Source organism: Stutzerimonas stutzeri (genome assembly GCF_024448955.1).
Taxonomy (GTDB): Bacteria; Pseudomonadota; Gammaproteobacteria; order Pseudomonadales; family Pseudomonadaceae; genus Stutzerimonas; species Stutzerimonas stutzeri_AQ.
The window spans coordinates 228,147-254,112 of record NZ_JAMOIH010000002.1 but is presented as its reverse complement, the minus strand read 5'-3'; the positions used below and the strand labels follow the sequence as shown (position 1 = coordinate 254,112).

Annotated in this window: 18 protein-coding genes; 6 read left to right on the top strand and 12 right to left on the bottom strand. The window is 61.7% G+C overall.

The genetic code is table 11. The features are described from left to right. Window positions 1-39 precede the first annotated feature (39 nt). Entirely contained in the window at window positions 40-2,985 is a 2,946-nt protein-coding gene (gene glnE, locus NA645_RS03095) for a bifunctional [glutamate--ammonia ligase]-adenylyl-L-tyrosine phosphorylase/[glutamate--ammonia-ligase] adenylyltransferase (protein WP_256047468.1), read from the bottom strand. Between the two features lie 275 nt (window positions 2,986-3,260). On the opposite strand from glnE, the gene aceE reads away from it, so the two are divergent. Continuing rightward, entirely contained in the window at window positions 3,261-5,906 is a 2,646-nt protein-coding gene (aceE, locus tag NA645_RS03090) for a pyruvate dehydrogenase (acetyl-transferring), homodimeric type (protein WP_256047467.1), read from the top strand. A 27-nt stretch (window positions 5,907-5,933) separates the two neighbouring features. After that, complete coding sequence (gene aceF, locus NA645_RS03085; RefSeq protein ID WP_256047466.1) at window positions 5,934-7,931, top strand: dihydrolipoyllysine-residue acetyltransferase; 1,998 nt, start codon at window positions 5,934-5,936, stop codon at window positions 7,929-7,931. A gap of 116 nt (window positions 7,932-8,047) precedes the next feature. Here aceF and NA645_RS03080 read toward each other — a convergent pair whose 3' ends face one another. Then, the gene (locus NA645_RS03080; RefSeq protein WP_256047465.1) at window positions 8,048-8,575 is read right to left on the bottom strand and encodes a hypothetical protein; all 528 of its coding nucleotides are present in this window, start codon (window positions 8,573-8,575) and stop codon (window positions 8,048-8,050) included. Window positions 8,576-8,685: 110 nt separating this feature from the next. On the opposite strand from NA645_RS03080, the gene NA645_RS03075 reads away from it, so the two are divergent. Together NA645_RS03075 and msrA are read left to right on the top strand one after the other, a co-directional pair. Then, window positions 8,686-11,355 carry a putative bifunctional diguanylate cyclase/phosphodiesterase gene (locus tag NA645_RS03075; RefSeq protein ID WP_256047464.1) on the top strand — a complete coding sequence of 890 codons (2,670 nt, stop codon included), beginning with the start codon at window positions 8,686-8,688 and terminating at the stop codon, window positions 11,353-11,355. A gap of 98 nt (window positions 11,356-11,453) precedes the next feature. Beyond that, on the top strand, window positions 11,454-12,101 hold the full coding sequence (msrA, locus tag NA645_RS03070; protein ID WP_256047463.1) for a peptide-methionine (S)-S-oxide reductase MsrA: 648 nt from the start codon (window positions 11,454-11,456) through the stop codon (window positions 12,099-12,101). Window positions 12,102-12,512: 411 nt separating this feature from the next. Here the strand turns inward: msrA and NA645_RS03065 are convergent, their stop codons facing one another. From NA645_RS03065 to bioB, 9 genes are all read right to left on the bottom strand, one after another. Next, the gene (locus tag NA645_RS03065; RefSeq protein ID WP_256047462.1) at window positions 12,513-14,291 is read right to left on the bottom strand and encodes an acyl-CoA dehydrogenase C-terminal domain-containing protein; all 1,779 of its coding nucleotides are present in this window, start codon (window positions 14,289-14,291) and stop codon (window positions 12,513-12,515) included. Window positions 14,292-14,447: 156 nt separating this feature from the next. Further along, window positions 14,448-15,752: a GGDEF domain-containing protein gene (locus NA645_RS03060; RefSeq protein ID WP_256047461.1), complete on the bottom strand. Its 1,305-nt coding sequence runs from the start codon at window positions 15,750-15,752 to the stop codon at window positions 14,448-14,450. A 285-nt stretch (window positions 15,753-16,037) separates the two neighbouring features. After that, window positions 16,038-17,843, bottom strand: a complete 1,806-nt coding sequence (locus NA645_RS03055; RefSeq protein ID WP_256047460.1) for a phenylacyl-CoA dehydrogenase — start codon at window positions 17,841-17,843, stop codon at window positions 16,038-16,040. A gap of 326 nt (window positions 17,844-18,169) precedes the next feature. Beyond that, complete coding sequence (locus tag NA645_RS03050) at window positions 18,170-18,424, bottom strand: hypothetical protein (protein ID WP_256047459.1); 255 nt, start codon at window positions 18,422-18,424, stop codon at window positions 18,170-18,172. Between the two features lie 90 nt (window positions 18,425-18,514). Continuing rightward, the gene (bioD, locus tag NA645_RS03045) at window positions 18,515-19,204 is read right to left on the bottom strand and encodes a dethiobiotin synthase (RefSeq protein WP_256047458.1); all 690 of its coding nucleotides are present in this window, start codon (window positions 19,202-19,204) and stop codon (window positions 18,515-18,517) included. Window position 19,205: 1 nt separating this feature from the next. After that, window positions 19,206-20,027 carry a malonyl-ACP O-methyltransferase BioC gene (bioC, locus tag NA645_RS03040; protein ID WP_256047457.1) on the bottom strand — a complete coding sequence of 274 codons (822 nt, stop codon included), beginning with the start codon at window positions 20,025-20,027 and terminating at the stop codon, window positions 19,206-19,208. Further along, a complete protein-coding gene (locus NA645_RS03035; protein ID WP_256047456.1) occupies window positions 20,024-20,743 on the bottom strand; it encodes an alpha/beta fold hydrolase in 720 nt (239 codons plus the stop codon). The genes bioC and NA645_RS03035 overlap by 4 nt, the downstream gene beginning before the upstream one ends. Beyond that, window positions 20,736-21,917 (bottom strand): 8-amino-7-oxononanoate synthase, encoded by a 1,182-nt coding sequence (gene bioF / locus NA645_RS03030; RefSeq protein WP_256047455.1) that lies wholly within the window; start codon window positions 21,915-21,917, stop codon window positions 20,736-20,738. Before bioF ends, NA645_RS03035 begins: the two co-directional genes overlap by 8 nt. A gap of 85 nt (window positions 21,918-22,002) precedes the next feature. Continuing rightward, window positions 22,003-23,058 (bottom strand): biotin synthase BioB, encoded by a 1,056-nt coding sequence (gene bioB, locus NA645_RS03025; RefSeq protein WP_256047454.1) that lies wholly within the window; start codon window positions 23,056-23,058, stop codon window positions 22,003-22,005. Window positions 23,059-23,151: 93 nt separating this feature from the next. Between bioB and NA645_RS03020 the strand changes: the two genes are divergently transcribed. Both NA645_RS03020 and NA645_RS03015 read left to right on the top strand, forming a co-directional pair. Next, window positions 23,152-23,862, top strand: a complete 711-nt coding sequence (locus NA645_RS03020) for a ComF family protein (RefSeq protein WP_256047453.1) — start codon at window positions 23,152-23,154, stop codon at window positions 23,860-23,862. A gap of 176 nt (window positions 23,863-24,038) precedes the next feature. Continuing rightward, entirely contained in the window at window positions 24,039-25,013 is a 975-nt protein-coding gene (locus NA645_RS03015; RefSeq protein ID WP_256047452.1) for a serine/threonine protein kinase, read from the top strand. A gap of 67 nt (window positions 25,014-25,080) precedes the next feature. On the opposite strand, the gene NA645_RS03010 is transcribed toward NA645_RS03015, so the two are convergent. Further along, window positions 25,081-25,920, bottom strand: a complete 840-nt coding sequence (locus tag NA645_RS03010) for a 23S rRNA (adenine(2030)-N(6))-methyltransferase RlmJ (protein WP_256047451.1) — start codon at window positions 25,918-25,920, stop codon at window positions 25,081-25,083. Window positions 25,921-25,966 lie beyond the last annotated feature (46 nt).

Below are 25,966 nucleotides of genomic sequence, written 5' to 3'. Positions count from 1 at the left end.
CACCTCGGAATTCGATAAATGCTCTGTTTGCAGACGAGTTCAGCTGAGCCCCAGCTCGCGCCAAAAGCGCATCACCGCGCGACGCTCGTCATGAAATTGGTCCCCACTCACCACACCGGGAAGCTTCTGCAGTGATTGCCGGTGAGCCACCGCGCGGTAGGCCTTGTAGGCGTCCTGCAGCAACCGAACCTCATCGCCGGTCATCAACCCGGCCTGCTCCAACCCGTCGAGAATGCGGATGTTATCGGTATAGCGCAGCAGTTGCGGATGCTGGTGCGACCACGCCAAAGCCGCGTATTGCACCATAAATTCGATATCCACGATACCACCGGCGTCGTGCTTGAGATCGAACGCGCCCTCTTCCTCGAAGGCCTTGTCAGCCATGCCGGCCTGCGTCGTGCGCGTGCCGAGGTTGTCGCGCATCTTGCTGCGCATCTCGCTGACCTCACGGCGCAGTTGTTCGAGATCGCGCGGCCGGGCCAGTACGGCCGCACGCACCCGCTCGAAATCTTCAGCCAGCTGGGAGCAGCCAACCAGCACCCGCGCGCGAACCAATGCTTGGTGCTCCCAGGTCCAGGCTTCCTGGGTCTGATAGCGCTCGAAGGCACCCAGCGAACTCACCAACAATCCGGCAGCGCCGGATGGCCGCAGCCGCATGTCGACTTCATAGAGCTGACCGGAGGTGGTCTGGGTGGTCAGCAGATGGATGATGCGCTGGCCGAGACGGGTGAAGAATTGCGCGCCATCGATGGGCTTGGCACCGTCGGTTTCGGCATTGGGATCGCCGTCGTGGATGAACACCAGATCCAGATCGGAGCTATGGCCGAGCTCGATGCCGCCAACCTTGCCGTAACCGATGATGACGAACGAGGGATCGCAGGACGTGCCGTCAACCCGCCGCGGCTGGCCGTGACGCGCCACCGTGTGCCGCCAGGCCAGGGCCAGCACTTGTTCGAGGGTCGCTTCGGCGAGCCAGGTCAGATAGTCGCTGACCTTCATCAAGGGCAAGGTGCCAGCAATCTCAGAAGCCGCAACGCGCAGCCGGTGCGCCAGTTTGAAATGCCGCAGCGCCTCCATCTGCTGCTCCAGGTCGTCTTCTGGAATGCGCGCCAGGCGCTCATGCAGCTCGGCGGCCAGCTCCGGGGCCTGCGGCGGGCGAAACAATCGCCCGGCATTGAGCAACTCATCGAGCAGCAACGGAAAACGCGCGATCTGCTCGGCGATCCAGGGGCTGCCCGCGCAAAGCGTCAGCAATCGTTCCAACGCACCGGGGTTTTCTGTCAGCAGTACGAGATAGGCCGAGCGCCGCGCGACCGCCTCGACCAACGGCAGCACTCGCTCCAGCACCAGGTCCGGATCGTCCTGCTCGACCACCTGCGCCAGCAGCCGTGGAATGAATGCATCCAAACGTTCACGACCAAGGCGCTGCATGGTTCGCACCTGTTGTGCGCTACGCAGCGCGGCGAGGCGCTGACAGGCAACCTGACCGTCGCGAAATCCGGCTTCGGTCAGCTGACGGCAAGCGAATTCCTCATCCCAGTCCTGCTCCCACAAAGGTAGCCACTCGCCGCCGACCAAGGCCTCGCCTTCAGCGTTTTCATCCTCATCTGGATCAGCGATCACCTGGCGGAAATGCCAGTCGATCCGGTCACGCCAGTGCAGCAGACGCTCATGGAAGGCTTCCCAGCTGTCGAAGCCGAGCATGAACGCCACCCGGCTGCGGTCGGTCTGGCTGTCCGGAAGCATCTGCGTCTGGCGATCGTCGATGGCCTGCAGCGCATGCTCGGTGTAACGCAGAAATTCATACCCCTCGCGCAATTCCTCGACAGCCGCAGGTGGCAGATAGCCCTGTCCGGCCAGGGTTGCCAGCACCTTCAGTAACGGGCGCTGCTGCAGGCTCAGATCACGTCCGCCATGTATCAGCTGGTACGCCTGGGCGACGAACTCCACTTCGCGAATACCGCCAGCACCCAGCTTGATGTTCGCCGCCACGCCCTTGCGACGCACTTCCTGTTGGATCAGCTGCTTCATGCTGCGCAACGCGTCGATGGCGGAGAAGTCCAGGTAACGCCGATAAACGAACGGGCGCAGCATGTCGAGCAGCTCCTTGCCCGCCACCTGATCACCCGCGACGACCCGCGCCTTGATCATGGCGTAACGTTCCCAGTCGCGGCCCTGGTCCTGGTAGTACTGTTCGAGCGCATTGAAGTTCAGCACCAGCGCGCCGGACGAGCCGTACGGCCGCAAGCGCATGTCCACCCGAAAGACGAAGCCATCGACGGTCGGCGCATCCAGCGCTTTGATCAGACGCTGGCCGAGGCGGAGAAAAAACTCGTGATTATCCAGCGAACGCTTGGCGCCCACGGTTTCTCCACCCTCGGGATAGCCGAAGATCAGATCGATATCGGAAGAAAGGTTGAGTTCGTGCGCACCCAGCTTGCCCATTCCAAGGACGACCATCTGCTGCGCCCGTCCGCTGCGCCGTCCGGTCGGCACCCCGAACTGCTCGCTGTGACGCGCATACAACCATTGGTAAGCCAGGTCGATGCAGGCGTCGGCCATGTCGGACAGATCGCCACAGGTTTCAGCCAGATCCGCCTGACGGGTCACGTCACGCCAGATGATTCGTACCTGTTGACGATTGCGAAAACGCCGCAACAGCCTCGCCAGGCTATCCTCGCCTTCGCAGCCAGCGAGCGCCTCGGCGAGCATCGCGCGCATTTCACCGGCTCGCAGCGAGCGCTCCAGTAGCCCCGACTCGGCCAGCCCCAGCAGCATTTCGTGATCTCGGCTAACCTGCTCGGTGACGAAGTCACTGGCTGCACAGACTCTGCCGAATGCCTCGCGGCGTTCCGTCGGCCATTTGCCGAAGCGCTCGCCAGCCTGCTCCGACGAGCCGCGTAACGCCGAGAGGAACGTCTCCTCGGCACGGTTGACCAATGGCAGTAGCGGCGTCGGCAATGCAACCAGCGGTGGCAGACTCATGTAAGGTTCCTTTACGCCGCGGTCGGCAGCAGGACAGCGAAAGCGCCAGGCTAGAGCCTTTTAGCGCGAGTCAGCCCGTCAAACCGAGTCGTCGCGGTTGTAGTTTTACTACGAAAGAATGTCATAGGGGGCTGAAACAGTCGCAGTTTTGTAGTAAAACTACAGAGCCCGGCTCTACCCCCGGCAAACATCCAAGAACATAAACGCACCGGCTCACGAAGCCGGCAGCGAAGCAGGCAACCGATTCTGGAAGCCTTTCCGCCCTGGAGCAAGCCATGCAAGATCTCGATCCCGTCGAAACCCAGGAATGGCTGGACGCCCTCGAGTCAGTACTCGATCGCGAAGGTGAAGACCGCGCCCACTACCTGATGACCCGGATGGGTGAACTGGCCACCCGTAGCGGCACACCCCTGCCCTACGGCATCACCACGCCCTACCGCAACACCATCCCCGTCACCCGCGAAGCGAAGATGCCCGGCGACCTGTTCATGGAGCGTCGCATTCGCTCCCTGGTCCGCTGGAACGCCCTGGCGATGGTGATGCGCGCGAACCTTAAGGACCCCGACCTGGGTGGACACATCTCCACCTTCGCCTCCAGCGCGACCCTGTACGACATCGGCTTCAACTATTTCTTCCAGGCCCCGACCGAAGAACACGGCGGCGACCTGATCTACTACCAGGGCCATGCCTCTCCCGGCATCTACGCCCGCGCCTTCCTCGAAGGCCGCCTGACCGAAGATCAGATGCTGAACTTCCGCCAGGAAGTCGATGGCCACGGGCTCTCGAGCTACCCGCACCCGCACCTGATGCCGGACTTCTGGCAGTTCCCCACCGTTTCCATGGGCCTGGGTCCGATCACCGCGATCTACCAGGCGCGCTTCATGAAGTACCTGGAAAACCGCGGCTTCATTCCCGCCGGCAAGCAGCGCGTCTGGTGCTTCATCGGCGACGGTGAGTGCGACGAGCCGGAAACCCTCGGCGCGATTTCCCTGGCCGGTCGCGAGAACCTCGACAACCTGGTGTTCGTCATCAACTGCAACCTGCAGCGCCTGGACGGTCCGGTGCGCGGCAACGGCAAGATCATCCAGGAACTGGAAGGCGTGTTCAAAGGCGCCAACTGGAACGTCAACAAGGTGGTCTGGGGCCGCCTGTGGGATCCGCTGTTCGCCGCCGACGAAGACGGTCGCATGCAGCGCCGCATGGACGAGGCGATCGACGGCGAGTACCAGAACTACAAGGCAAAGGACGGCGCCTACGTGCGCAAGCACTTCTTCGGTGCCGATCCGGAGCTGCTCAAGCGCGTCGAGAAGATGTCCGACGAGGAAGTCTGGAAGCTCAACCGCGGTGGCCACGACCCCTACAAGGTCTATGCGGCCTACCACCAGGCGGTCAACCACAAGGGCCAGCCGACGGTCATCCTGGCCAAGACCATCAAGGGTTACGGCACCGGTGCCGGTGAGGCGAAGAACATCGCCCACAACACCAAGAAAGTCGATATCGACAGCCTGAAGATGTTCCGCGACCGCTTCGACATTCCAGTCAACGACTCGCAACTCGAAGAGCTGCCGTTCTACCGTCCGGCCGAAGACAGCGCGGAAATGCGCTATCTGCGCAAGTGCCGCGAAAAGCTCGGTGGTCATCTGCCGCAGCGCCGGCCGAAGAGCTTCAGCATTCCGACGCCTCCGCTGGAAACACTCAAGGCCGTACTCGACGGCTCCGGTGAACGCGAAATCTCCACCACCATGGCGTTCGGTCGAATCCTTTCGCAGCTGGTCAAGGACAAGGATCTGGGCAAGCGCATCGTGCCGATCCTTGCCGACGAAGCGCGTACCTTCGGCATGGAAGGCATGTTCCGCCAGCTCGGCATCTACTCCCCGGTCGGGCAGCTGTACGAGCCGGTCGACCGCGACCAGGTGATGTACTACCGCGAAGAGCGTGACGGCCAGATCCTGCAGGAAGGCCTCAACGAAGCCGGCGCGTTCTCCTCGTTCATGGCTGCCGGTACCGCCTACAGCAACTACAACCAGCCGATGCTGCCGGTGTACATCTTCTATTCGATGTTCGGCTTCCAGCGTATCGGCGACTTGGCCTGGGCGGCCGGTGATGCTCAGACCCGCGGCTTCCTGCTGGGCGGCACTTCCGGGCGTACCACGCTCAACGGCGAAGGCCTGCAGCACGAGGACGGCCACAGCCACATCCTCGCCAGCACCATCCCCAACTGCCGCAGCTACGACCCCACCTACGGCTACGAGCTGGCAGTGATCATGCATCACGGCATGCATCAGATGATGGAGATGCAGGAAAGCGTCTACTACTACATCACTGTGATGAACGAGAACTACCAGCAGCCGGCTATGCCGCAGGGTGTAGAGGACGGCATCATCAAAGGCATGTACCTGCTCGAGGAAGCCAAGGGCGACTTCAAGCATCGCGTGCAGCTGCTGGGCTGCGGCACCATCCTGCGCGAAGTACGCGCCGCGGTGGACATGCTGGCGAAGATGGGCGTGGGCGCCGATGTCTGGAGCGTCACCAGCTTCAACGAACTGCGCCGCGAAGGCCTGGCAGTCGACCGCTGGAATCGCCTGCATCCGACCGAGGAACCGCGCAAGAGCTACGTCGAGCAGTGTTTGGAAGGTCGCGAAGGTCCGGTGATCGCCTCCACCGACTACATGAAGCTGTTCGCCGACCAGATCCGTCAGTGGGTGCCATCGCGCGAGTACGAGGTGCTGGGCACCGACGGCTTCGGTCGCAGCGATTCGCGCGCCAAGCTGCGCGACTTCTTTGAAGTGGATCGCCGCTGGGTTGCTCTCGCCGCACTCAAGGCACTCGCTGATCGCGGCGCCATCGAACGCAAGGTCGTGGCCGAGGCCATCATCGAGTTCGGTATCGACCCCGATAAGCGCAATCCGCTGGATTGCTGATGCTGCGTGCGCACAGGAGAACCTATTGTGAGTGAAACCATACGCGTACCCGACATCGGCAGCGGTGAGGGTGAAGTAATCGAGTTGTTCGTCAAGGTCGGCGACCGTATCGAAGCCGACCAGAGCATCCTGACGCTCGAATCCGACAAGGCCAGCATGGAAATTCCCGCGCCCAAGGCAGGCGTGGTGAAGAGCCTGAAGGTCAAGATGGGTGATCGGCTGAAGGAAGGCGACGAGCTGCTGGAGCTGGAAAGCGAAGAAGCTGCAGCTCCGACTGAAAAGGCCGCAGAGCCTGCCGGCGCCGCCAGTGGTGGCCCGGCCGACGAGACTGAAGCACCGACACCGCCGGGTGACGTAAATGCTTCAGCCCCGGCCGGCGAAGGCGAAGGCGAATCCCAGGAAATCAAGGTGCCGGACATCGGCTCCTCGGGCAAAGCCAGCGTGATCGAAATCTCGGTCAAGCCCGGCGATACCATCGAGGCCGAGCAAGCGCTGATCACGCTCGAATCCGACAAGGCCAGCATGGAGATTCCGTCTCCGGCAGCAGGCGTTGTCGAGAGCATTTCGGTCAAGGTGGGCGACGAAGTCGGCACTGGCGATCTGATCCTGATCCTCAAGGGCGCAGCGCCAAGCAAGCTGGCGGCTGCCGACGCTGCAGCGGCAAGCAGCAAGCAGAGCGAGCCCAAGGCGCAGCCTACCGAACAGGCCGCCGAAGAACTCGCTGGCGAATCCGTGGAAGAAGTCCGCATCCCGGACATCGGTTCCAGCGGCGCCGCCAACGTCATCGAAGTCATGGTGAAAGCCGGTGACAGCGTCGAAGCGGATCAATCGCTGATCACGCTCGAGTCTGACAAGGCCAGCATGGAAATCCCGGCGCCCAAGGCCGGTATCGTGGAGTCGCTGTCGATCAAGGTCGGCGACGAAGCCAAGACCGGGGATCTGATCCTGACACTGAAAGTGAAAGGCGCCGCGCCGGCGAAGAAACCCGAGGCCAAACGCGAGGAAGCGGCACCGCAACAGCAGGCTGTCGCGCCGAACAAGCAGGGTGTGCCGGAAGCCAAGGCGGCCGCATTGGCGCCACCCGTGGTAAGCGGGCCAAGCAAGGCAGGCACCAAGGTGCACGCCGGTCCTGCGGTGCGCATGACCGCGCGCGAATTCGGTGTCGAGTTGGCCGATGTTCAGGGCACCGGGCCGAAGGGACGGATTCTCAAGGAAGACGTCCAGGCCTACGTCAAGAACATGATGAGCAAGGCCAAGCAGGCACCGGCAGAAGGCACTACGGGCGGCGCGGGCATCCCGCCGATCCCGACCATCGATTTCAGCCGCTTCGGTGAAATCGAGGAAGTGGCCATGACCCGCCTGATGCAGGTCGGCGCCGCCAACCTGCACCGCAGTTGGCTCAACGTGCCGCACGTGACTCAGTTCGAGTCGGCCGATATCACCGAGCTGGAGGCCTTCCGCGTCGCGCAGAAGGCGATCGCAGAAAAGGCCGGCGTCAAGCTGACCGTGCTGCCGTTGCTGCTCAAGGCCTGCGCGCATCTGCTCAAGGAACTGCCGGAATTCAATGCCTCGCTAGCCCCCAGCGGCAAGGCCGTGATCCGCAAGAAGTACGTGCATGTCGGCTTCGCCGTCGATACGCCGGACGGCTTGATGGTCCCGGTGATCCGCAACGTCGATCAAAAGAGCCTGCTGCAGCTGGCAGGCGAAGCGGCGGAGCTGGCCGAAAAGGCGCGCAACAAGAAGCTGCCGCCGGACGCCATGCAAGGCGCCTGCTTCACCATTTCCAGTCTCGGTCACATTGGCGGTACCGGCTTCACGCCGATCGTCAATGCGCCGGAAGTGGCGATCCTTGGGGTCAGCAAGGCGACCATGCAGCCAGTATGGGACGGCAGTGCGTTCCAGCCGCGGCTAATGCTGCCGCTGTCGCTGTCCTATGATCACCGCGTGATCAACGGTGCCGCGGCGGCGCGCTTCACCAAGCGCCTGTCCGAGCTGCTGGCGGACATCCGCACGATGCTGTTGTGATCGTTTGAGTCGGAACAGCCCTGCCATCCGGTGGGGCCGTTCCTTCAAGCTCAGCGCCGAAGCCTCAAGCCCCGAAAGCTTGGGGCTTTTTGTTTCTACTGCGGCTTTGACGGCCCCTATCCTTTCTGCAGATTGCGGAACAGGAACGATAAGGCTTTTGCCAGCTCTTCAGCCCCGGCGGGATCACGCAGTATGGTCAACCAGGGGTCACCATCGGCCGGGCTGGTAAAGACGCAAACGATCCCCTGTGGCGGGCATTGATAGCGTAAATAGGGGTCCATTCCGAACACCGAAAAGCTGCTGTTGCGCACGGCAATGTTGCCGGACGCATCTCGCCGCTCTTCGCGGATGCGCAATTCACCCGGCGCGCCCACGCTCAGGCGATAGGCCAGATCATGTGGATTTGCCTGCCCGACCTGATACGCGGCCTTTAGCCCGTGGGTTTCCAGCAAGGCATTGCTATGCGCAAGCAGGGCTTTTCGCTCATCCGAGGTAAGATAGAGCGCCTTCAGCCCGGCCAGGTAATTGGCCGATTCATCCGAGCTCAAGGCGGGTGATTCATCAGCTTGCAGCGATACGCAGGTAGTCAGAAAAAGTGAGATCAGCAGTAACTTCGAAAGCCGACTTGTCAGTCCCTGTCGCATGATGCACCCTTGCCGTAATTTAATATTATTTAGCCATCGCCCTACCGCAAAAGGCCGTCAACAACGGCTAGCGAAGCGGCTCCCGCAGCATACTGGAAGCAAACCGCTCGATGAAAATACATACCGATGCCGCCAGCCGTTTGGCGACCGAGGTTGTGACGCAGTTGCCAGTGCCTTCCAGGCTCGGGATGCTGCGTTTCGAGCGTTTGAACGAGTCCAGCTGGGCGTTGCTCTATCTGGATCCCGCTTGCGAACGTCACCTGGGCCAACCGGCGCACGAGTTGTGCTCGCTAATCGACTCACCGTACGCCAGCCTGATGGAACCAGCGGCGCGCCTGCACATGCATGACGTCGTTCAGGCACAGCTAAGCGCCCAAGGTCACTACTCCATACGTTATTGCGTGCATGCGGCGATCGGCTCGCTGGAACTGCTGGAAATCGGCGAACCGTGCCAACAGTATGGCCGGGAATTGCTACGCGGCTACCTGATCGTCGAACCCCGTTCAGCTGAAGCGACTCCGCAGCTGCAAGACTCCATGCTCAAGCTCTCGGCGGACCTTTATCAGAAAACCTCCGACGTGCACCTCGAGCATTTGATTCGCTCACGCGCGCAACAGAGCTTGATCGTGCGCTTGGCACGGCACCGCTACAGCTCGGCCAACCCCCAGCTCGAAGCGGCACAGCTGATCACCCAGGCCGCCAGCGAAGCCTACGGGATCGCCCGGGCGGCGATCTGGCACCTGAACGGCGACCAGCTCGAGGCCGTTGCCATATATCGGCGTGACAACGACAGCTACGAGCATCCACCCAGGCTGGATATCGCTGCCTGCCCTCGCTACCTGGAGGCACTGCATAGCGGTCGAGCCCTCGACGTAGCCAACGTCAACGAAGACCCCCGCACCCGGGAACTCACCGAAAGCCTTTTCAGGCCACGAAGTATCATTTCCATATTGGATGCGACCATTCGGGTCGGCGGTGAGGTCATTGGCGTGCTCTGTCTGGAGCATTCGGGCAATGCGCGCAACTGGCATGCCGATGAGGTGGCTTTCGTCGGCGAACTGGCCGATCAGTACGCGCAGGTGCTGGCCAACCAGCAAAGGCTCAGCGCCACCCATACATTGCATCTGTTCAAACGGGCGGTAGAACAGAGCGCAAGCGCCTTCATCCTGGTCGACAAGAATGGTGTGGTCGATTACGTCAATCCGAGTTTCACCGCCATCACCCAATTCGCCGCCGAGGAGGTCCGCGGACGTCGCCTCACGGAATTGACTGCGCTGGAAAATCTCGGCGAACTGCTTTTCGACACCTCATCCAATCTGGCGAAAAGCAACAGCTGGCAAGGCGAGTTTCGTAGCCGGCGCAAAGATCTCGAGCCGTACTGGGGCCAGCTCTCGATCTCCAAGGTGTATGGCGAAAACGGCGAGCTGACCCACTACATCGGCATTTATGAAGACATCACTCATAGTAAGTTGGCGCAGCAACACATCGAACGCCTGGCCTATACCGACAACCTGACCAGCCTCGGCAATCGTCCGTTCTTCATCCGCAGCATCGAAGAACGCTTCGCCAACGACAAGACGCCGCAGCTGTGTCTGTTGCTGGTGGACATCGACAACTTCAAGCGCATCAATGACAGCCTTGGCCACCAGACCGGCGATAAGCTGCTGGCCAGCCTCGCGCGACGCCTGCGTAATAGCCTGAGCCGCGATAGCGTGCTGGCACGCTTCGCCAGTAACGAATTCGCCCTCCTGCTCGACGGCATGGACCTCGAAGAAGGCCAGCACCTGGCCAATCAGGTGCTGCGTATTCTGGAAAAGCCACTGTTCGTCGACAAGCAGCTGATCAGTGTCAGCGGCTCCCTGGGTCTGGCCTGTGCCCCGCTGCACGGCCACGATCCGGAAACCTTGATGAAACACGCCGGCCAGGCCCTGCACAAAGCCAAGGCCAACGGTAAGAATCAGGTGCAGGTATTCACCGAAGCCCTGCATGCCGAGGCCAACTACAAGCTGTTCGTGGAAAACAATTTGCGCCGCGCGTTGGCGCAGAACGAGCTTGAGGTTTTCTATCAACCCAAGCTCTGCCTGCGGACCGGGCGACTGCAGGGGCTGGAAGCCCTGCTGCGCTGGAATCACCCGGAAAAGGGCATGATCCGCCCGGATCAGTTCATCAGTGTTGCCGAAGAAACCGGACTGATCATCCCGATTGGCAAGTGGGTCGCACGCGAAGCGTGCCGGATGGGGATAAAACTCGCAGCGCTGGGCATCGGCGCGCCGCAGATGGCGATAAACCTTTCACCGAAACAGTTTTCCGACCCCGATCTGGTCGATTCGATTGCCGCCATTCTTTCCGAAGAGCAATTGCCCCCGGGCTGCCTGGAGCTTGAGCTGACCGAAAGTCTGCTGCTCGAAGCCACCGAAGAGACACGCCAGCAGCTGATCGGGCTGAAAGCACTTGGCGTCACGCTGGCGATGGATGACTTCGGCACCGGCTACTCATCGTTGAGCTACCTGAAAAAATTCCCCATCGACGTCATCAAGATCGATCGAAGTTTCATCAAGGACATTCCGGGCAACCAGGACGATATCGAAATCACCTCGGCCGTGATCGCCATGGCCCGCAATCTCAACCTGAAAGTCGTCGCCGAAGGCATCGAGACCACCGAGCAACTGGCGTTTCTGCGTCACCAGCGTTGCGATATCGGCCAAGGCTACCTGTTCGACAAACCCATTCCCGGTACCCAGCTCGTCGGCTCGCTCAGCCGTTATCCGCACTGGCTCTGAGCCTTTCGTCAGCGCGCAGACTGGTGGCAGCGTTTTGGTATTGTCCGCTTGATAGCCTAGGCTCCCAGCAGTTCCCTACTCCAGGCTCGAGGATCATCATGACTCTGCGCTCACAAATTCTCGTTCACAAACAGGCGCTACCCGATGCCGAACAGGCGCTACCCGGACGCGCCACCGCGGTTCCGGTGCCCGAGGCGCACTTCGTCAACGGCAACCCGCTACAGCCACCCTTCCCGGCTCACTTGCAGCAGGCATTGTTCGCCATGGGCTGCTTCTGGGGGGCGGAGCGGGGGTTCTGGGAGCAACCGGGCGTCTGGAGCACCGCGGTGGGTTATTCAGGAGGTCAGACTCCAAACCCTACGTACGAGGAAGTTTGCTCCGGTCTCACCGGGCACACCGAGGCCGTGCTGGTCGTTTTCAACCCGCAGCAAATCAGTTACCGCGAACTGCTCAAGCTATTCTGGGAGGCGCACAACCCGACCCAAGGCATGCGGCAGGGCAACGACATCGGTACTCAGTATCGCTCGGCGATCTACTGCTTCGACGGAGCCCAACTGAACGAAGCGCGTGCCAGCGAGGAGCGTTTCCAGGCAGAGCTGACCAGGCATGGGCTTGGCGGCATCACCACGGAGATTGCTGAAGCCCCCGCGTTCTATTACGCCGAGGCTTATCACCAGCAATATCTCGCGAAGAATCCGGGCGGTTACTGTGGGCTGGGTAGCACCGGCGTCTGCATGCCACTTTGAGATTTCAAGCATTAATGCCTGAGCGTCACGCAGCGGTGCTCGGGCGATACTCCTTGCCAATCTTTGCGAAAGGCTTCGCCAAAAAAAAGAAACCCCGCCGAAGCGGGGCCTTTGCAGACTGAATCCTGACATCCGTGACTTGCGCCTTCCTGGCGTCGTTCCGCTACGCTTCCGTATTTTTCTGGGCGCTTCCCTACGCGGCGTCCATAGCGCAAAAGACTACCGTTCAGCCGAATAAACCTGTAGTAGCCATCTGCACCGCGATTTGTAAGCAAAGGCTTACAGAAAACCCTTCCCTAGGTCATTCTGTAAGCCATTGACTACAAACGATGCGGAACTATGACTGGCGTAGTGGCGCCTTGTTCCCAGAGCTGGCTAATTAATTTCATTGTGCCTTTACCGGTTAAGCGTTCAGAACTGTGCTGCGTCGAGCAGATAGAGCGAGTCGCTGCCCGCCCGGACCGATGCGCTCAACGAATGAATACGGGGCAGCAGGCGCGCGAAGAAGAAACGTGCCGTGCCAAGCTTGCTGGCATAGAAATCGTCCAGACCTTCCTTGCCTAATGCTGCACCCGCCATGCGAGCCCACATATAGGCGTACGCGGTGTAGCCGAACACATGCAGATATTCGACCGAGGCGGCACCTATTTCATTAGGGTTGCGCTTGGCGCTATCGAGGACGAACGCAGTGAGCTCATCGAGATTGTCCAGCGCTGCCTTGAGCGGCGCGACGAATTCGTCCAACTCGGCGCTCGTGGTAGAGCAGTAGCTTCGAATCTCTTCTGCAAAAGCGTTGTAGAGCTCACCGCCGCTGCCCACAACCTTGCGCCCCAGCAGATCCAGCGCCTGAATGCCGTTGGTGCCCTCGTAGATCTGGGTAATGCGACAGTCGCGCACCAGCTGCTCCTGGCCCCACTCGCGGATAAAGCCGTGGCCACCGAAGATCTGCTGGCCGTGAACGGTGGTTTCCAGCCCCATGTCGGTGAGGAAGGCTTTGGCTACTGGTGTCAGCAGCGCCACCTGCGCTTCGGCGTGCTGCCGGGCCTCGGTGTCTTCGCTGAACTTGGCGATATCCAGTTGCAGCGCGACGTAGCTGGAGAATGCGCGGCCGCCCTCGTTCAGCGCTTTCATGGTCAGCAGCATGCGCCGAACGTCCGGGTGCACGATGATCGGATCGGCTACTTTGTCCTGCGCGACAGGACCGGTCGGGGCGCGGCTCTGCACACGCTCGCGCGCGTATTCGATGGCGCTCTGGTAGGAACGTTCGCCGGTCGCCAAACCCTGGATGCCGACGCCCAGGCGCTCGTAATTCATCATGGTGAACATCGCCGCCAGGCCCTTGTTCGGCTCACCGACCATCCAGCCGGTCGCACCGTCGAAGTTCATCACGCAGGTGGCTGAGGCCTGGATGCCCATCTTGTGCTCAATCGAGCCGCAGCTCAGGCTGTTACGCTCACCCAGACCGCCATCTTTGTTGACCATGACCTTGGGGACGAGAAACAGCGAGATACCACGCGAGCCGGCCGGCGCGTCCGGCAGCTTGGCCAATACCAGATGAATGATGTTCTCGGTCAGGTCGTGCTCGCCACCGGTGATGAAAATCTTGGTACCGCTGACCTTGTAGCTGCCATCAGCCTGCGGCTCGGCCTTGGTGCGGATGATGCCTAGATCCGTACCGGCATGCGGCTCTGTCAAGCACATCGAGCCGGCCCAGACACCGCTGTACATGTTTGGCAGATATTTCTGCTTCAACTCTTCGCTGGCGTGGGCGTAGATCGACAGGCAGGCGCCAGAGGTCAGCATCGGATAGAGACCGAACGCAAGGCTGGCGGAGTTCATCATTTCCTCGACCTGAGCCGAAATCGCCTTGGGCATGCCCATACCGCCGTAGGCCGGGTCGCCACCGACGCCGACCCAACCACCCTCGGCATACAGGCGATAGGCTTCCGGATAACCGGCCGGTGTGGTGACTGCGCCATCGGTCCAGTGGCAACCTTCTTCGTCGCCGCTGCGGTTGAGCGGGGCAACGGTGTTGGCAGTAATCTTTCCCGCCTCCTCCAGAATGGCATCGGCGGTTTCCGCGTCCACGACCTCAGCCAGCGCTGGCAACGTCTGCCAGAGCTTCGGGGCATCGAAGACTTCATTCAGGACGAATCGCATATCGCGCAACGGTGCTTTGTAATCAGCCATGGGAGAGACCTCGCAGAAAACATGACGCCGGGCCGGTTGGCCGCAGGAGTTTTGCGAGTCTAACTGAAGACCAATCAGCGCCCGAAGCGTCTTAAAGTGACTGATCGGTTCTCATGCTGGCGTCATCGACGTGGCGTGAATGCGTCGCCACGGCCGTTAGCTATCAGCGGCCGAACGCCTTGCCGTTCGCACCGCACCACGCCGATTCTCGCCATGCGAGCGAATGCAGTTGCGCCCTGCACTCTTGGCGCTATAAAGCGCCTGATCAGCGCTTTTGATGACGTCCTCCGGACTGCGCTGCGTGATCAGCCGCTCGGCCACGCCAATGCTGACGGTCACCGAGACCGTCGTCGCCGAATTGACACCACGACGCTGCCGCCCTCGCTCCGTATCCTTTGGACGATTCGACGTGTCGCGTAGCTGCAACGGATAGTCCTCGACCGCCTGCCGGACGGCCTCCAGATGCACTAGACAGTGCTCCAGATCGCGGCCCGGAAACACCAGCGCGAACTCTTCGCCGCCGTAACGATAGGCGCGCCCGCCGCCACCCACCTTGCGCAACCGGCTCGCAACCAATCGCAGCACCTGGTCGCCGACATCATGGCCATGGGTATCGTTGAACGCCTTGAAGCGATCCACATCGGCCATGGCTATGACGTAATTGCGCCCTAGCCGCTGTAGCCGTTCGTTAAGCGCCCGACGCCCAGGAAGGCCGGTCAGCTCATCACGAAACGCCATCTGGTAGGCCTCCTGCGCGATCGCAACGACCAGCATCAACATCAGCAGGCTGCTCATGACATTGAGCGTGCCCGGCCGACTGAACACCTGCGGCAGCATCAGCAACAACCCGATCAGCGCGACGAACTGAGCCGCATGCACCGGGCGCGGACGCCGCAGGTATTGCACCAGCAAGCCAGTCAGCGCCACCAGAAAAATCGGATAGGCCAGCTGGATCAGTGGCAACCAGTCCGTCTGCAGGACGGGCCAACGAATCTCTACCAGCCAGTCGAGCGTGGCCTCCGGGAACCGCCGCGCCAAGGCCAGCGCTAATACCGACACGGCAAACAGCACAGCGAGGCGCGCCAGGCCGTCTTGAAGCAGATGAGCACGTTCCCGCCACAGCGCGTAGAGCCCGTAAAGCGCGGGCGACAGTAGGCTGCAGAGATGAAACGTCAATGCGGCTTCCGGCAACAACTCACCTGTAAGCCGGTAATGATCGACCTGGGTATCCAGCAAAAAATAGACGAGATAGAGCACCAGCAACAGCAAGCTCTCGCGAAGCCGAGCATAGGCGATACAGAACGCGCCACCGAGCAATAGCAGGACAGTCGGCAGGACGTTGAACAGCGATGTGAAGAACTCGTTGAGATTCGTCTGCCGCGCAGCGATCAGCGAACCACATAGCAAGGCCAGCGGTGCATACAGATGGCTGAAAAGACGTGCTGCATTCAGGCGAGGCACGACGGCTCCGGCAGGTGGTCGCGAGAACTGGGCATTGTGCCATCACTCGATCAGGCGATCACCCCAGATCAAGCGTGAGTACCTTTTCCCGGAATGAACAGGCCACTGGCGAAGCAGTGATTTCAAGTAACGACAGTAGCGAGTCACGCGGCTATCGGTGCCTCCGATCGCTCCACGGCAAGCTTTCATAACGACTGCTTTATAAAAACGAAACCCCGCAATTAGCGGGGTTCGTCATCAGTCCGAATCCATTGCCAAGGCAACGGATCTCAGCTCAGCACAACCTTAGTACGCCAGCTCGAAGTGAGCCTCGTCCATATCCATCAGGTTGTCAGCGCCGGACAGCATGGTTTCGATGTGGGTGCGAGTGCGCGGCAGGATGCGCTGGAAGTAGAAGCGCGCGGTCTGCACCTTGGCGGTGTAGAAGCCATCGCTGTCTTCGCCGGCTGCGATCTTCTCGGACGCCAATCGCGCCATGTCGGCCCAGAAGTAGGCCAGGCAGGCGTAACCGCAGTACATCAGGTAGTCCACCGAGGCGGCACCGACTTCCTCGCGGTTCTTCATCGCAGCCATGCCGACCTTCATGGTCAGATCGCCCCACTCCTTGTTCAGCTTGGCCAGCGGCTCGACGAACTGCTTGATCGACTCGTTGCCTTCGTTGGCCTGGCAGAACTTGTGCACCACCTTGGTGAAGCCCTTCAGCGCTTCGCCCTGGGTCATCAGCACCTTGCGGCCCAGCAGGTCGAGCGCCTGGATGCCAGTGGTGCCTTCGTACAGGCAGGAGATACGGCTGTCGCGCACGTTCTGCTCCATGCCCCACTCGGCGATGAAACCGTGGCCACCGTAAATCTGCACGCCGTGGTTGGCGGCTTCGAAGCCCACTTCGGTCATGAACGCCTTGGCGATCGGGGTGAGGAACGCGAGCATGGCGTCGGCGGCCTTGCGTTGCTCTTCGTCCTGGCTGCGCTGAGTGATGTCGACCTGCTTGGCAGCGAAATAGAGCATCGCGCGGTTGCCTTCAGCGAAGGCCTTCATGGTCAGCAGCATGCGGCGCACGTCCGGATGCACGATGATCGGGTCAGCGGCCTTCTCGGGCGCTTTCGGGCCGGTCAGCGAACGCATCTGCAGACGCTCGCGAGCGTACTTGATGCCACCCTGGAAGCCGATCTCGGCATGGGCCAGGCCCTGCAGAGCGGTGCCCAGACGCGCAGTGTTCATGAACGTGAACATGCAGTTCAGGCCCTTGTTCGGCGGGCCGATCAGGAAGCCGGTAGCGCTGTCGAAGTTCATCACGCAGGTGGCGTTGCCGTGGATGCCCATCTTGTGCTCCAACGAGCCGCAGGACACGCCGTTACGCTCACCGACACCGCCTTCGGCGTTCGGCAAGAACTTGGGCACGATGAACAGCGAGATGCCCTTGGTGCCTTGCGGCGCATCGGGCAGGCGGGCCAGGACGATATGGACGATGTTGTCGGCCATGTCGTGTTCGCCAGCGGAGATGAATATCTTGGTGCCGCTGACCTTGTAGCTGCCGTCGGCCTGAGGCTCGGCCTTGGTGCGCAGCATGCCCAGGTCGGTACCGCAATGCGGCTCGGTCAGGCACATGGTGCCGGTCCACTCGCCGGATACCAGCTTGGTCAGATAGGTTGCCTGCTGCTCGGGCGTGCCGTGCGCGTGCAGGGTGTTCATCGCGCCGTGGGACAGGCCGGGGTACATACCCCAGGACCAGTTGGCTTCACCGACCATCTCGCTGATGGCCATGCCCAGCGATTCCGGCAAGCCCTGACCGCCGTGTTCGACGTCATGGGCCAGGCTCGGCCAGCCGCCTTCGACGAACTGCTGGTAGGCCTCTTTGAAGCCGGTCGGCGTCTTCACGCCGGACTCGCTCCAGGTACAGCCTTCGAGGTCACCGACGCGGTTCAGCGGGGCGATGACCTGCTCACAGAACTTGGCGCCTTCGTCGAGAATGGCGTTGACCATGTCCGGGGTGGCGTCTTCACAACCCGGAAGGCTCTGATAGTGCGCTTCGTAGCCGAGCAGTTCGTCACGTACGAAACGGATATCGCGCAAGGGGGCCTTGTAATCAGGCATAGCGTAAACCTCAGCGGTGGGCTCTTTGATTCAGGTGACCGACCGGCCACTCTTGGATTTGGATCGTGACCGCCAGCATGGCAGGTCAAACAGGCGTTTGAAACATACGTTTCGCCCTGCGCGATGTCAAGCAGGGGCCAGGACGCCATTGGTCGGAGCGCCTTGCTTAATAAGAGTCTAGAAAAGAGATGTCGTAGGGGACTGTTTCGCTGCTTACGCAGTTTCGAACAAGCGACAAGAAACGCCATACCGCGCAGCAACGCGGCTCGCAGCGAAACAGCAACAACCGAGGAAGGAAGGATTTCGGACAGACCGGCCGGAGGGAGTCAGGCTTTGGTATTGATTAAAGTGCCAAGCACTTCATCAGCGCTCTGCAACATTCGTGAGCCGGCTTTCGCCGCGTGCTCGCCGACCTTCATCTGGATCAGCTGCTCGGTCAGCTCGACGGTATCGGCGACTGCTTGAGAGTTTTCCGCAACCGGCAACGTATCGGCGGCGATCGCAGCGCCGGCATCATCGACGCGCTGCTGGCCGGCCTGGAAAGCGGCCAGACCGGAAGAGAGGAGATTGGAGATCTGCATGTGCGACGTCCAGGTAGTCAATTCGCCATCATTGAAGCAGAGCTGAAGCTCAGCCGCCAGTAACGCATCGTTATAAGCGGACCTGAAGTATCAACAAGCCGGGATGAGCGGCCCGATATCCAGATAGCGCGCAACCTCGGCGGGGCATGCCTCGGATAGGTGCGGCACCCGCCCAAGGCAAGGCGCTGGCAGCCGCTCGGTCAGCGTGGCGAGGTTTTCCTTCAGCCGCGACGTTGCCGGATCGACGATGTTGGCAACCCAGCCCGCCAACCGTAGCCCGTCGCGCTCGATGGCCTCGGCCGTAAGCAGGGCGTGGTTGATGCAGCCCAGGCGAACCCCGACGACCAGAATCACTGGCAACGCCAGCTGCACAGCAAGATCGGACAGACTTTCGCGACCGGCCAGCGGCACGCGCCAACCACCGGCGCCTTCCACCAGCGAGAACTGTGCCTGCAACGCCAATATCTGCCGAACCGGCTCCGCGAGCGCCGCCACGCTTAACTCGACAGCGGCTTCGCGCGCGGCCAGATGCGGCGCAATGGCCGGCTCGAAGGCGAACGGATTGACCTCTTCGTAGCGCAGCGGCAGCGTGCATTCGCCGAGCAACGCCAGCGCGTCGCTGTTGCGCAATCCGTCAGCGGACATCTCGCACCCCGACGCCACTGGCTTTGCCGCAGCCGTGCTGAGCCCCGCCAGCCGCGCCGCATGCAGCAGCCCGGCGGCGATGGTGGTCTTGCCGACTTCGGTATCGGTACCGGTGACGAAAAAAGCCGCGGTCATCTCAAAAATCCTTGCGCAACACGCCGTATACCACCTGATAGGTTGCCGGCAGCCCGCTCGGTGTGCGGAACTGCTCATAGGCATCGATCAGTGCGCGAATGCGCGCACGGCCGGTAAGACCGCCGGGACGACCGGGGTTCAGATTGTGCGCACCGAGCGCTTTGAGCTCATGGGTCAGCTGACGCAGCTCGGCGAAATGCAGCACCTGTGGTTCCACATCGAGCCGCTCCAGCCGCAACCCACTGGCGGCGCAGAGCTGCTGGTAAACCTCGAGGGAGCGAAAGCGATTGACGTGGGCAAAGCCGTCCACCGCCTGCCAGCTGCCGCGCAATTCCTGCAGGGTGCCACTGCACAGGCTGGTAAAGGCCAGGACGCCGTTTGGACGCAGCACCCTTTTGGCCTCGCTCAGTACCGCGGAAAAATCTTCACACCATTGCAGCGCCAGACTGGAAAAGACCAGATCGACCGATGCATCCCGCAACGGCAGGCATTCGGCATCGCCAGCAATGAACGCAGCCGCGCCGCCTTGAGGCCGTGCATGGCGCAACATGCCTTCGGCGATATCCAACGCGACGCCTTCGCTTGTGGAAAAGCGGCTCGCCAGAACCCTCGAAAAGTAACCGGTGCCTGCACCCAAATCGAGCCAGCGCGAGGGTTGCAGATCAGCCGGCAACCGCTCGATCAAAGCGCGGCCGACGGTGCGCTGCAACTCGGCTACCGCGTCATAGCTGGCGGCGGCACGGGAGAACGATGCGGCGACCTGGCGTTTGTCCGGCAGGCCGGATGCGGCATTGGTAGGCGTCACCGCAACCCATTCACTCATACGGCGCCTCTGATAAAAGCCACCATCGCTGCCGCGACATCATCGGCGCGCTCCAATGCCAGGGCATGGCTCGCGCCTGGAATCAGCTTGGTCTCAATTCCGGGCATCCAGCGCCGCAACGCATCGCAGGCGGCCGCCGGAACCAGGGCATCACCATCGGCGAACAGATGCAGCTGACGACCAAAATAACCATGCAGGGCCTCGCGCCCGTCCAGCTCCGCCAGCAACTGCAGGCCCGCGTCCAGCACGGCCGGCGCAGACTCCGACTGGCTGACCTGCAGCTGGCGCGCCAGCGTTCGCGGATCGTAACCACCACGGCTGCACAGCGAACGGAAGCGCTTGAGGGTTTCTTCAGGATCGAGCCGGAACGCTTCATGAAACGCGTCGAAGATTTCCGGCGCCATGCCTTCCGGCCATTGCGGGCGGGCGCGGAAGCAGGGATTGCTGGCGATGGTGATCAACCCGCGGCAGGTATCCAGGCGTCGCGCTGCCAGCTGAGCGGCGAGCATGCCGCCCAGCGACCAGCCGGCCAGCCAGCTGTCGTGTGGTACACGCCGGTCGAGCTCATCGAGCCAGGCATTGGTGTCAGCCAGCTCGGGCAAGGGTTCGATGATCACATCGAGATCCGGTGCGAGCTCGGTCAGTGCCTCGTACAAAGGCTGCAACGCAGCCGGGCCGAACGCCCATCCGGGCAGCAAAAACAGCTGATCACGCATCCGCTTCAGGCTCCTCGGCCAATCGATTCCAGCATTCGGCCAGGATATCCAGCAGTCGTTCCACCTGCGCCTCGCTGTGCAATGCACTGAAGGTCACGCGCAGCCGCGCACTGCCGACCGGCACCGTGGGCGGCCTGATCGCGCCGACCAGAATGCCGCGCGCCTTGAGCGCAGCGGACAATGCCAGGGCCCGCTCGCTGCTGCCGACCAGAATCGGCTGGATCGGCGTCGAGCTGTCCATCAGGGTCAGGCCGATGTCAGCAGCTCCCCGGCGGAAGCGTGCAATCAACCGGCTCAGATGCTCACGTCGCCAACTTTCACCGCGCAGCAATTCGAGACTCTTGAGCGTTGCACAGGCGACGGCCGGCGGCTGGCTAGTCGTATAGATGTAAGGCCGAGCGAACTGGATCAGCGTTTCGATCAGCTCTTCGCTGCCGGCAACGAACGCGCCCGCCGTACCGAAGGCCTTGCCCAAGGTGCCTACCAGCACCTGCACGTCATCGATGCCTAATCCGAAATGCTCGACAATGCCGCCGCCGCTACCGCCCAGTGGGCCGAAACCATGGGCGTCATCGACCATCACCCAGGCGTTGCGCTTCTTCGCCTCGGCACACAACGTAGGCAGGTCGGCCAGATCGCCGTCCATGCTGAACACGCCATCGGTGACCACCAGCGTATTGCCGCTGGCCTTCGCCAAGCGCTTGCCCAGGTTCTCGGCATCGTTGTGCAGGTAGCGCGAAAAACGCGCGCCGGACAGTAGGCCGGCATCGAGCAGCGAAGCATGGTTGAGGCGATCCTCCAGCACTGTATCGCCCTGCCCCACCAACGCCGTGACAGCTGCAAGATTGGCCATATAGCCAGTGGAAAACAGCAGCGCACGCGGCCGCCCGGTGAATTCCGCCAGCGCCTCCTCCAACTCGTGATGCGGCGTGCTGTGGCCGATCACCAGATGCGAGGCGCCACCGCCGACGCCCCATTTCGCGGCGCCCTGCTGCATGGCGGCGATCACCTCAGGGTGATTCGCAAGCCCCAGATAGTCGTTGGAACAGAAAGCCAGCAGCCGCTCGCCATCGACGGTCGCTTCCGGCTGCTGCGGTGTTTCCAGCAAGGGTCGTTGGCGGTAGAGATGCTCGGCACGGCGGGCCGCGAGGCGGGATTGCAGGTCAAAACACATGAATAAACTCGAAGCTGGAAGCCTGAAGCTGGAAGCGGCGCCGAATCGCTTCAAGCTTCCGGCTTAAGGCGTCCAGTTCCGTAATTTATACGGCCGCGTTAACGAACAGCTTCGAATCGCGCTGCTCCACCAGTGCCTGCTCGATAGCGGCCTGGTGCACTTCATCGTCGTGCTCCTCGCGCGCTTCGGGCTGAATGCCCAGGCGCTTGAAGAGCAGCATGTCCTTGTCGGCCTGCGGGTTGCCGGTGGTCAGCAACTTCTCGCCGTAGAAGATCGAGTTGGCGCCGGCGAGGAAGGCCAGGGCCTGCATCTGCTCGTTCATCTGCTCGCGACCAGCCGACAGACGCACATGGGACCTGGGCATCATGATTCGCGCCACGGCGAGCATGCGGATGAAGTCGAACGGATCGACGTCCTGCTCCTCGGCCAGCGGCGTGCCTTTCACTTTAACCAGCATGTTGATCGGCACCGACTCCGGGTGCTCCGGCAGGTTGGCCAGTTGGATAAGCAGCCCTGCGCGGTCGTCCAGCGACTCGCCCATGCCGAGGATGCCGCCAGAGCAGATCTTCATCCCAGACTCACGCACGTAGCTCAGTGTCTCCAGACGATCAGCATAAGTGCGGGTGGTAATGATGTTGCCGTAGAACTCCGGCGATGTGTCGAGGTTGTGGTTGTAATAGTCCAGGCCCGCCGCTGCCAGTGCTTTGGTCTGTTCCTGATCGAGCTTGCCGAGGGTCATGCAGGTTTCCAGGCCCAAAGCCTTCACGCCTTCGACCATTTTCAGCACGTAGGGCATGTCTTTGGCGGACGGATGCTTCCAGGCCGCGCCCATGCAGAAGCGCGTCGAACCGATGGCCTTGGCTTCGGCCGCCGCGTCCAGCACCTTCTGCACTTCCATCAGCTTCTCTTTATCCAGGCCGGTGTTGTAGTGGCCGGACTGCGGGCAATACTTGCAGTCTTCCGGGCAGGCGCCAGTTTTGATCGACAACAATGTCGAAACCTGGACGCGGTTGGCATCGAAGTGCTGGCGATGCACGCCCTGAGCCTGGAAGATCAGGTCGTTGAACGGTTGTTCAAAGAGCGCCTTGACTTCGGCGAGGCTCCAGTCGTGACGGGTAACGGAAGCGGCGGTGGCGCTCATGGGCATTCCTTGTAATTAATAGCGGCTCGGCGGCCTGGCACGGATGCGAAATGGTTAGCCAAGGCGATGTAGCTGTCAACCTGGAAAGGAATCATGGTTTACGACTGGTTAAAATATGAGCAGTACTGCCAACTTTGCGATGAACGCTGCGAGGCCGGCCAAACGCTGTGTGCGCCCTGCGAGGCCGATTTGCCTTGGCTCGACGGGCAGTGCTCGATCTGCGCTCTGCCGCTCCCCACGTCTGGTCTGATCTGTGGCGACTGCCTCAAACGCCCACCCACCTTCGATCACGTCGCAGCGCCCTGGCGATTTGCCTTTCCCGTAGACAGTCTGATCACCCGCTTCAAGCACCAGTCACGCTGGCCACTCGGTAGATTGCTGGCGGAGCAGCTGACTCGCCATCTGCAACACGCCTATGCCGAAGGCCTGCCGCGTCCCGACGTGCTTCTGCCGGTCCCGCTGGGGCGCAAGCGGCTGCGAAAACGAGGCTTCAATCAGGCGAAAATGATCGCCGACTGGCTGAGCCCGGCACTGGCGGTCTCGGTCGATATGCAACTGCTGCAACGGGTTCAGGACACTCAATCGCAACAACAGCTCGACGCTGCGAGCCGGCGCCGAAATTTGCGACAAGCATTTCGCCTGGCTGACCCAGAGAGACTTGCCGGACGTCACGTCGCAATCGTCGACGACGTACTCACCACCGGCGCCACCGCCGAAGCACTGGCTCGCCTGCTGAAACGCGCCGGCGCTGTGCGAGTCGATGTGTATTGTCTGGCGCGCACGCCGAAGCCGGGGGATACCTGAAACCACGAGCGGAGCGAGCCATGCGCGCGAATCTAGGCTCCGCATGCTTCGTCCTACATGCGCAGCTTTCGCGGCAGCCCTTCCGGCGATTGCACCAGCCCAGACTTGCGGCAAGCCATGCGGTTGTTTAAAAGCCCCGGTGCAATACACTGACCGGCCCTTTCGTGGAGCCGACCATGAGCCATCCCTTCGACACACTCACGCCCGACCTTGTGCTCAATGCCGTGGAAGGTGCCGGTTTCATCAGCGATGCGCGCGTGCTGGCGTTGAACAGCTATGAAAACCGGGTCTACCAAGTGGGCATCGAAGACGAGGCGCCCGTGGTCGCGAAGTTCTACCGCCCGGGCCGCTGGAGCAACGAGGCGATCCTCGAAGAGCATCAGTTCTCCATGGAACTGGCTGAGCGCGAGATTCCGGTGGTGGCGCCGCTGGAGCGCAACGGCCACACGCTGTTCGAGCATGTCGGCTTTCGCTTTGCACTCTTCCCTCGTCGCGGAGGGCGCGCGCCGGAGCCGGGCAATCTCGATCAGCTCTATCGCCTCGGCCAATTGCTCGGCCGCATGCACGCGGTCAGTGCCAGCCGCCCGTTCGAATATCGCGAAACGCTAAACGCCCAACACTTCGGACACGAATCGCTGGCGACCTTGCTCGAAGGCGGCTTCGTGCCGAAAAGCCTGTTGCCGGCGTACGAATCGGTGGCGCGCGATCTGTTGAAGCGCGTCGATGAGGTATTCAACCGCACCGAATTCCAGCCGATTCGCCTGCATGGGGATTGCCATCCCGGCAACATCCTCGCCCGCGATGATGCTTTTCATCTGGTCGATCTGGACGATTGCCGCATGGGCCCATCGGTGCAGGATATCTGGATGATGCTGGCCGGCGAGCGTCAGGAGCGCCTCGGGCAATTGTCCGAGTTGGTCGATGGCTACAGCGAATTCCACGACTTCGTCCCGCGCGAACTACCACTGATCGAAGCCCTTCGCGCCCTGCGCTTGCTGCACTACAGCGCCTGGCTGGCACGCCGCTGGGACGATCCGGCCTTCCCGATGAGCTTCCCCTGGTTTGGCACCGAGCGTTACTGGGGCGATCAGGTGTTGATCCTGCGCGAGCAAATGTCGGCACTGCAGGAAGAGCCGTTGAAGTTGTTCTAGCGGTAGCTGGGCGCACCGTAGGGTGTGCTTTAGCGCACCAGCTTCACAGAGGGCAGCTACGCCGCGGTCAGGCCTCTCCGATCAACCAGTCCAGCCGCCAACCACCCTCGCTTTGCTCCAGCAACTTAGCCAGCCAGGGCAGCAGTTCACGCAACTCCTCTTCCAGCCCCCACGGCGGGTTGGCGATGGCCAGGCCCGAGCCATTCAGCCGCAGCGCCTCGTCGGTGGGATGGACGTACAGCTCGGCGCGCAGCAATTTAGGCGCGCCGCTGCGCGACAAGTCCTGATAGAAGCGTCGGAGCTGACGTTCATCCTTGATCGGATACCAGATCACGCCGATGGTCTGGCGCATGCGCCCGAGCGCTTCTGACAGCGCTTGCACGCAGCGGCTCAGCTCGTCGGCTTTTTCGAATGGTGGATCGATCAGCAGCACGACGCGCTTCTCCGCGGTCGGCATCAACGCTCGCGGTACATGCCAGCCTTCGCCCAGGTGCACCGCCACGCGGCGGTCACCGGCCATGTTGTCTTTCAGCAGGCGGCCGTCTTCGGGGTGTTTCTCGTTGAGTTGCAGACGATCTTGCGGGCGCGTCAACTGTCGCGCCAGTTCCGGCGAGCCGGGGTAGTAACGCAAGGCGCCGTCGGGGTTGAGCGCGCGGATCACCTCCAGATAAGACTTCGCCGTCTCCGGCACATTTTCGCCTTGCCACAGCCGCGCGATGCCCTGCAGCCATTCGCCGGTACGGCTGGCCTGGTCGCCGGCCAGGTCATACAGACCGACGCCCGCGTGGCTGTCGAGATAGGCAAAAGGAGCGTCCTTGCGCGCCAGCAAGGCAAACAGCCGGGACAATACGAGGTGTTTGAAGACGTCGGCGTGATTGCCGGCGTGAAAAGCGTGGCGGTAGTTCATCGGGTACTCCTGAAGAGCGCACAGTCTAACTGCGTAGCGACGTGTT